The 7130-nt window shown below is 63.0% G+C and carries 9 protein-coding genes; 5 read left to right on the top strand and 4 right to left on the bottom strand.

Annotated elements, in window-relative coordinates:
* On the top strand, positions 1-334 hold a 334-nt coding region (locus EOA79_RS27310), incomplete at its 5' end, for a hypothetical protein (protein WP_128293468.1).
* On the opposite strand, the gene EOA79_RS27315 is transcribed toward EOA79_RS27310, so the two are convergent.
* On the bottom strand, positions 326-2200 hold the full coding sequence (locus EOA79_RS27315; protein WP_095825401.1) for a murein L,D-transpeptidase: 1875 nt from the start codon (positions 2198-2200) through the stop codon (positions 326-328). The genes EOA79_RS27310 and EOA79_RS27315 overlap by 9 nt on opposite strands.
* 344 nt (positions 2201-2544) lie before the next feature.
* On the opposite strand from EOA79_RS27315, the gene EOA79_RS27320 reads away from it, so the two are divergent.
* Positions 2545-2946, top strand: a complete 402-nt coding sequence (locus EOA79_RS27320; protein ID WP_066989852.1) for a rhodanese-like domain-containing protein — start codon at positions 2545-2547, stop codon at positions 2944-2946.
* Between the two features lie 53 nt (positions 2947-2999).
* Here the strand turns inward: EOA79_RS27320 and EOA79_RS27325 are convergent, their stop codons facing one another.
* Positions 3000-3908 carry an alpha/beta hydrolase gene (locus EOA79_RS27325; RefSeq protein ID WP_095825400.1) on the bottom strand — a complete coding sequence of 303 codons (909 nt, stop codon included), beginning with the start codon at positions 3906-3908 and terminating at the stop codon, positions 3000-3002.
* Between the two features lie 47 nt (positions 3909-3955).
* Here EOA79_RS27325 and EOA79_RS27330 point away from each other — a divergent pair, with 47 nt between their 5' ends.
* Positions 3956-4408 (top strand): MarR family transcriptional regulator, encoded by a 453-nt coding sequence (locus EOA79_RS27330; protein ID WP_067320018.1) that lies wholly within the window; start codon positions 3956-3958, stop codon positions 4406-4408.
* A gap of 19 nt (positions 4409-4427) precedes the next feature.
* Here EOA79_RS27330 and EOA79_RS27335 read toward each other — a convergent pair whose 3' ends face one another.
* Entirely contained in the window at positions 4428-5039 is a 612-nt protein-coding gene (locus EOA79_RS27335) for a pyridoxamine 5'-phosphate oxidase family protein (protein ID WP_095825399.1), read from the bottom strand.
* A gap of 84 nt (positions 5040-5123) precedes the next feature.
* On the bottom strand, positions 5124-5477 hold the full coding sequence (locus EOA79_RS27340; RefSeq protein WP_066989863.1) for a DUF971 domain-containing protein: 354 nt from the start codon (positions 5475-5477) through the stop codon (positions 5124-5126).
* Between the two features lie 193 nt (positions 5478-5670).
* Between EOA79_RS27340 and moaA the strand changes: the two genes are divergently transcribed.
* A complete protein-coding gene (gene moaA / locus EOA79_RS27345; protein WP_095825398.1) occupies positions 5671-6666 on the top strand; it encodes a GTP 3',8-cyclase MoaA in 996 nt (331 codons plus the stop codon).
* A 90-nt stretch (positions 6667-6756) separates the two neighbouring features.
* A partial coding sequence (locus EOA79_RS27350; RefSeq protein WP_245489942.1) for a hypothetical protein occupies positions 6757-7130 on the top strand: 374 nt, incomplete at its 3' end.

Consider the following 7130-nt stretch of genomic DNA (forward strand, 5'->3'; position numbering starts at 1 on the left):
GATGCAGTTCACACCCGTCGCCGTGATGGTCGTGCCGCCGCTTGGCATGTTCGTCTATTTCCTGACGATCGTGGCGACCGGCATGCAGACTCTGATCTTTGCGCTTATTGCCGAGGTCTTCTCGTTGCGGAGCTTCTGGCTGCATATGCTGTTCGGCGGCGTGGTTGCGGCCGCCGGTTTCATGCTGCTCTCGCCGGGCGCGCCGCACGATCCGGAACGCTGGGCCGACCTTGGCATCATCGTCGCGGCCGGGCTGGTGGCCGGTTTCGTTTATTGGCTCATTGCCGGACGTGATGCCGGTTTCAGGCGGCCGCTCATCGAGCGCTTAGGTTGACGGTGCGCGCACCGCTTCGGTCGCATCCAGCGCCTGCATCAGCTTCGAATCGCGATCGTAGACGTCGTCGAAATATTCGACCTTGCCGGACATGTCCGGCCAAGCGGTGAAATAGGCGACATAGACCGGGATGACGCGCGTGACATTCTCGGTCGAATGACCATGCTTCAGCTTCTCGGCGATGTCGTCGACCGACGTGCCGAGCACAGCGGCCGCCATGCCGCGCGGATCCTGCAGGCGTATGCAGCCATGGCTCAGCGCGCGCATGTCGCGCCCGAAGAACGACTTCTGCGGCGTGTCGTGCATGTAGATGGCGTGCTTGTTGGGGAAGAGGATCTTCAACTCGCCAAGCGCATTGGCCTCGCTCGGCTGCTGGCGCACGCTGAACGGGATTTTGGCACCGTAGGCGCCCCAGTCCACCGCCGCAGAGGGAACTCGCCTGCCGCTGGAATCCGTCACCTCATAGCCGGCGCGGTCCAGATAGCCCGGATCGCTGCGCAGCCTCGGCAGCATCTCGTTGACGATGATCGACTGCGGCACGCCCCAATAGGGGTGGAAGTCGACCTGCTTGATCTGGTTGTAGAAAAATGCGGTCTGGTTGGTGACCTTGCCGATGACCACGCGGGTCTTCAGCTTCTCCTCGCCGTTGTCGATGTAGCTTGCGGTGAAGGCCGGCTGGTTGATGAAGACGCGCGGGCTGCCAAGATCGGAGGGGAGCCAGCGCAGCTCTTCAAGCGCCGCCATGACCTTCTCGACCTTGTCGGCCTTGGACGTTCCGGCGAGCGAGGCGACGGTACGCGGGCCGATGACGCCGTCGCCCTTCATGCCGGCCCGCTTCTGCACCGCCTTGATCACTGGCACCAGTTCAGGATCGTAAACCTCGCTCTTGCCGAGCCGGGCGAGGGTCTCGCCAAAGTCACCGCCCATCTCGTCATCGAGGTTGCGCGCGATCAAAGTCAAAAGCTTGGGCAGTTCCGGGCTGCTTTCACCGGGCTTCAGGAGCAGCTTCGGATCGACGACGATCTCGTTCTCCTCGCTTGCCTGGAGCGACTCCAACTCGACGCGCAGCGCCTGATATTCAGGGTTCTGCGGGTGCCGCGATTCGAGATAGGTGCGCACCTCTCGCGTGTGCGCCAGCGTCTTCAGCACGCCTTCGAGATCGAGCGGCTTGCCCGGAAAATCGTAATAGCCGGTCATGCGGTTCGGATCGACTCGGCCGCTCTGGGCGTCATGGGCGTAGCGCAGCACGCGCGCCGATAGCGCCATCTCGAAGCGAACCAGTTCCTTGGTCCGCGCTTCGGGCAAGGCGGCATTCGTGGCCGCCGCAGGAACATCGACGGAATAATCGGCAGGCGTCAGGCCATAGCTCGCCGCTCCGCCAAGCACCCGCACGGCATCCTGCGCCCTGCTGTTGGGTGCATCCCCTGTCACCCAGATGAAATCCGGATTGGCCGAATAGTAGGCGATGAGCGCCTTGGCGGTATCGGGCTCGGCAAAGAGTTCATAATCGCTCAGGCCCGCCAGCGCGTCGCGGAACGCGCTTCCGGTTACGGAGGGCACAAAGGCAGCATCTTGCGCGGTCGCGGGCGGCGGAGCGGGCAGCAGCGACTTGAAGTCGACGCGCACAAGCTTGTCGGCCCTGTAGGTATTGTAGGTCGGGCTGCTGATCCTGACGCTACCGCCTGTGCCAGGCTGCACCTTGCGCGGCTTCGGCGGCGGCGGAAATTCTCCTTGGGAATTGTGCCGGATGCCGCCGCCGAACAGCATGTCGAACAGCCCCTGCGCGCTCGCCGGCTGCTGGCCGAAGGCAAGCGCCGTCGCGATCGCGATCGGCATGACGGCCATTTTGTTCCCGAGGATTTTCATGCTTCACCCGCACCGGTTGAAACCGGTTTCCCGTTCCGCGCCGCTAGACGGTCCCGCCCTCCGCATGGCGGATGTAATGCGCGACTGTACCGATTCATACTGATTCCGTTAAGCTTCCATAAATTTTCGCGACCGTGTTGCAGAACAGTTTCACATCCGTGTGAGACACAATGCGGCAGGGCGGCTCCCGGTTTCAGACGCCTCGGTAACAATCAGGCGTTGGCGCTGTGCGGCCTTGGCGACCATGGCCGACCTTCCCTCCTGACAAACATCGGCCCGTGACAAACAGCAGTCTTTATGATCGAAATTCCGGCGGGCGCGAGCCATGGCCTGGAGGATGCGCAGTGAAGAAGGGATATCGCGAACTTCTCGACGAGGCGAATGCCGAGATCGAGGTGGTTTCGCCTGAGGAAGCTGCCGGGCTGCTGGAGGATGACGGCACCATCTTCGTCGACCTACGTGACCCCCGCGAGGTCGAGCGCGACGGCAAGATTCCCGGCGCCAAGCATGTGACGCGCGGTATGCTCGAATTCTGGATCGACCCCGAAAGCCCTTACCACAAGCCGTTCTTCGCCTCCGGCAAGACCTTCGTCTTCTTCTGCGCCGGCGGCTGGCGGTCGGCGCTGGCGACCAAGACGGCGCAGGACATGGGTCTCGCCCCGGTCAAACACATCCTTGGCGGCTACACAGCCTGGAAGGCTGCCGGCCTGCCGGTCGAGCCAGGGCAGAAGAAGAAGGCCGACTGAGCCATTCGCAACTACGGACGGAAGACGCCAGCAGGCGTCTCCCGCAGTCATTTTCAATGCAGCGCCGGTTGCCGTTCCTCGGCGACGAAGCCCACGGCGCGCGCGACGACATCCTTGTCGGCAAGGATGCGGCGGTGGCCAAGCCCTTCGGCCCAATGCAAGCTCACATGATCGCCGGCTCCCGCATATCGTTTTGCGTGATCGGCATGGACTTCGCGGTCGTCCGGCGCATGAATGATCAGCGTCGGCACCGGAGTCTCGGCGAGCTGGCGGTCGCCCGTGAAATCGCTGAGCGGCCGTCCCGACAAATGCTTCACCCGATCCGCCATGGCGACCCGAGAGCGCGGCCCGACATTGAGCCGGTGGCTGAAATCGTCGAAGATCGCCGGCAGCGAGCTCGGCGCCGCGATTAGAACCAGTTTCTCGGCCGCAAGCGGCGGCATGCCTTTCACCGAAGCGGCAACCGCATTGGCGGCGACGGCGCCGCCGAAGGAATGGCCGACGGCAGCGGCAAACGGGCCGAACCATTCGCCTGCGACTCGCACGGCGTCGACCGCGGTCACCATGTTGAGATGTCGGCCGAGCGAATGGCCGTGGCCCGGCAGGTCAAGCGAGACCACCTTGTAGCCGGCGTCGCGAAACCCATCGATCAGAGTTCGCATATATTCGGTGCGCGAGCGCCAGCCATGGATGACAAGCACGGTACCGCGGGAGCCCCTGCCCGGCCCCGGCCGGAACTCATGCACCGCAACGCAATCCGCCTTCGTCTTCAGCCGGTGATGGCGCGCCTCGGCCATGAAGCCTGCAGCGCGCTCGACCGCGCGGCGCTCGCCATCGCTCAAGGCCTTGACGTTTGCCGTGCGGCAGAACAATTCGAACGCGGCGCGGCCACTGAGACGCGGCGCGACATGCTCGGCCGCGCCGAAGACGCCTCGGATGACCTTCAATCCAAATGATGCCATAGTGTCGGTCCAACCATTCGTTCAAGCATGAACATAATAGTTCAAACATGAACATTAAGCAAGAGCTGCCCTGGGACAATCCGCGCTTCCGCAACTGGGTTGCGGTGGCGCGCGCCTGCCATGTGCTGGAGCGCACGCTGGCGGTGAAGCTGGCGCCGCTCGACCTCAAACCGGCGCAGCTCGACGTGCTGATGAACCTCTACCGTCATCCCGGGATGTCGCAGCACGACCTTGCCCGCAAGCTCTTGGTCGGCCGCTCGAACATCACGATGCTGTTGCCGCAACTGGAAGCCCGCGGCCTGCTGCGTCGTGAGGGCGACGAAAAGGACAAGCGGGTGCTGCGGTTGAACCTCACCGAAGCCGGCGAGGCCCTGCTGATGCGGGCGCTGAAAGTGCATATGGCGCTCATCGAGAAGGCAATGAGCCAGTCGACGCCGGAGCAGTGCGACATGATCGGCGAGCAGATGCGCAAGATCGCCGATGTCCTGAAGGAGGCCTGACCGGGCGCTCTCGAGGCCGCTACCACATGGTCTTCTTTGCCCGCTCCGGCCATTCCTTGTCATATGCGGCGCCATTGATATTCCTGCGGCTGGTGATCTCGAGGATCTGGCCGGGCGTCGGCAGCGACTTCGGGTCGACATGCTTTGCCGGGTTCCAGAGCTCCGAGCGCACGATGGCGCGTGCGCACTGGAAATAGACCGCGTCGACGGCGACAACGGTGACCGACCCAGCCGGCTTGCCATCGACCATGAAGGACGCGCAAAGCTCGGCATCGGCTGTGATATGGGCGCGGCCGTTGACGCGCAGCGTCGTGCCGGAGCCCGGCACAAGGAAGAGCAGCCCGACGCGCGGATCGCGAATGATGTTCTTCAGCGAATCGGCGCGGTTGTTGCCGCGCCTGTCGGGCATCATCAGCGTTTTTTCGTCCAGGAGGCGCACGAAGCCGGCGAGATCGCCGCGCGGCGAGCAGTCCAGCCCCTCCGGCCCGCAGGTCGCCAGCGCCACGAAAGGCGAGGCTTCAATGAAGGCTGCATATTCGGGGATCACATGGTCAAGCTCCTTGACGACCGAGGCCTCGCCAGGCAGGCCGTAGAGGGCTTCGAGCTGTTCGACCGATGTGATGAGCGACATCTTTTCAGCCTCCTGACCTTTTGCCGGCGCTACTCTATGTCCATGACGCTTTGACGACACCCAGTCAAACGTCTTGGCGCCAGGCTAGCGGTCGCGGCTGAGCCCCTTCTCGGCCAGCTCGGCGAGGTAGGCGTTCCAGCGCTCGTCCTTTTCATGCCCGAGCGTGTGAAGATAGTTCCAGGTGAAGATGCCGGTGTCGTGGAAATCGTCGAAGGTGATGCGCACCGCGTAATTGCCGACCGGCTCGATCTTAAGAATCGCGACATTGCGCTTGCCGGGCACAGTCACGCGCTGATCCGGCGAATGGCCCTGCACCTCGGCAGAAGGCGAGGCCACGCGCAAGAACTCCGCCGGCAGTTCGAACGGCTGATGCCCGGCAAAGGTCACGGTGAGCAGCTTGCGGTCCTTCGAGACCCTGAGTTCCTTCGGCGCCGTCATGTTTCTTCCTATATGCGTTGCGCCCTTCCCTACGCCGGTTCGCGCAGTGCGAAAAGGTGATAGAAGGCAGCCGACAGAGAATGTCGGTCGGGGAATGTTACCAAAGATCGAGAGCTTCTATCTTGAATGCGCGGTTGGATCGTATCACATAGCCGTATATAACGACGCTGCTCAGGCCACGGAAGCGCTTGCAATGGACATGATCGACCCCTTCGGTCGCACGATCAGCTATCTGCGCGTGTCGGTTACCGACCGCTGCGATTTCCGTTGCACCTATTGCATGGCCGAGGACATGACCTTTTTGCCCAAGAAGGATCTGCTCTCGCTCGAGGAGCTCGACCGGCTCTGCAGCGTCTTCATCGAAAAGGGCGTCAGGAAGCTGAGGCTGACCGGCGGCGAGCCGCTGGTGCGCAAGAACATCATGCACCTGGTTCGCCAGCTGTCGCGGCATCTTGAGAGCGGCGCGCTGGAAGAGCTGACGCTCACCACCAACGGCTCGCAGCTGTCGCGCTTTGCCGCCGAGCTCGCCGACTGCGGCGTGAAGCGCATCAATGTCTCGCTTGACACGCTCGACGCCGACAAATTCCGCCAGATCACCCGCTGGGGCAATCTCGGCAAGGTCATGGAAGGCATCGACGCCGCGCAAGCGGCGGGCCTGAAGGTCAAGCTCAATGCCGTGGCGCTGCGCGACTTCAACGACGCTGAAATACCGGAGATGCTGCGCTGGGCGCATGGTCGCGGCATGGATCTGACGGTCATCGAGACCATGCCGATGGGCGAGATCGACGCCGACCGCACGGACCAGTATCTGCCGCTGTCGCTGCTGCGCGCCTCGCTTGAGCGCCAGTTCACGCTGACCGACATTCCTTATAAGACCGGCGGCCCTGCCCGCTATGTCCAGGTCGCCGAGACCGGCGGTCGGCTCGGTTTCATCACCCCGATGACGCATAATTTCTGCGAAAGCTGCAACCGCGTCCGGCTGACTTGCACCGGCACGCTCTATATGTGCCTCGGCCAGGAGGACGCCGCCGACCTGAGAGCGCCGCTGCGCGCCTCCGAAGGCAATGAGCTGGTCGGCGAGGCCATAGACGAGGCGATCGGGCGCAAGCCGAAGGGCCATGATTTCGTCATCGACCGCCGCACCAGCCGACCCTCGGTATCGCGCCATATGAGCGTCACCGGCGGCTGATTTTTTCTCCGATTTGGTGCAGGATCACCCTCGGTCACGGACCTTGGGGGCATCATGAAGTGTGTTCATCTCGTCCAGGGCGCGCCTTTGGTGATCGCCTTCTCATTGCTGACGATTGCGACGACAGCGGCAATCGCAAAGCCGTTCACCTACGTCAATGCGCGCTTCGGCACGTCCTGCACCTTTCCCGACGAGATTTTCAGCGACCGCTTGCCCGAGCCAGAAAACGGCGATGGGCAGCAATGGAGCGCGCCCGACGGCGCCAGCCTGACCTGCTCGGGCATTTATAACATCGACAACGACACTCCGAAGGGCTTCGTCGCCGACGAAAAGGCAAACACCGGGCCGGGCTACAAGATCACTTACAGCAAGTCCGGGAAGAATTGGGCGGTGGTTTCTGGCGTCAAGGGCGACAAGGTCTTCTACGAACGGCGCCTGTTCGGAAAGGATGCTGTCATCCGCAC

The sequence above is a fragment of the Mesorhizobium sp. M1A.F.Ca.IN.020.03.2.1 genome, assembly GCF_004023205.1.
Classification (GTDB): domain Bacteria; phylum Pseudomonadota; class Alphaproteobacteria; order Rhizobiales; family Rhizobiaceae; genus Mesorhizobium.

What these genes read in the sequence shown, in the direction of transcription:
- EOA79_RS27325 (WP_095825400.1), bottom strand. Translation starts at nt 3,908, where the DNA reads ATGGCATCATTTGGATTGAAGGTCATCCGAGGCGTCTTCGGCGCGGCC.
- EOA79_RS27315 (WP_095825401.1), bottom strand. Translation starts at nt 2,200, where the DNA reads ATGAAAATCCTCGGGAACAAAATGGCCGTCATGCCGATCGCGATCGCG.
- EOA79_RS27335 (WP_095825399.1), bottom strand. Translation starts at nt 5,039, where the DNA reads ATGTCGCTCATCACATCGGTCGAACAGCTCGAAGCCCTCTACGGCCTG.
- EOA79_RS27340 (WP_066989863.1), bottom strand. Translation starts at nt 5,477, where the DNA reads ATGACGGCGCCGAAGGAACTCAGGGTCTCGAAGGACCGCAAGCTGCTC.
- moaA (WP_095825398.1), top strand. Translation starts at nt 5,671, where the DNA reads ATGGACATGATCGACCCCTTCGGTCGCACGATCAGCTATCTGCGCGTG.
- EOA79_RS27330 (WP_067320018.1), top strand. Translation starts at nt 3,956, where the DNA reads ATGAACATTAAGCAAGAGCTGCCCTGGGACAATCCGCGCTTCCGCAAC.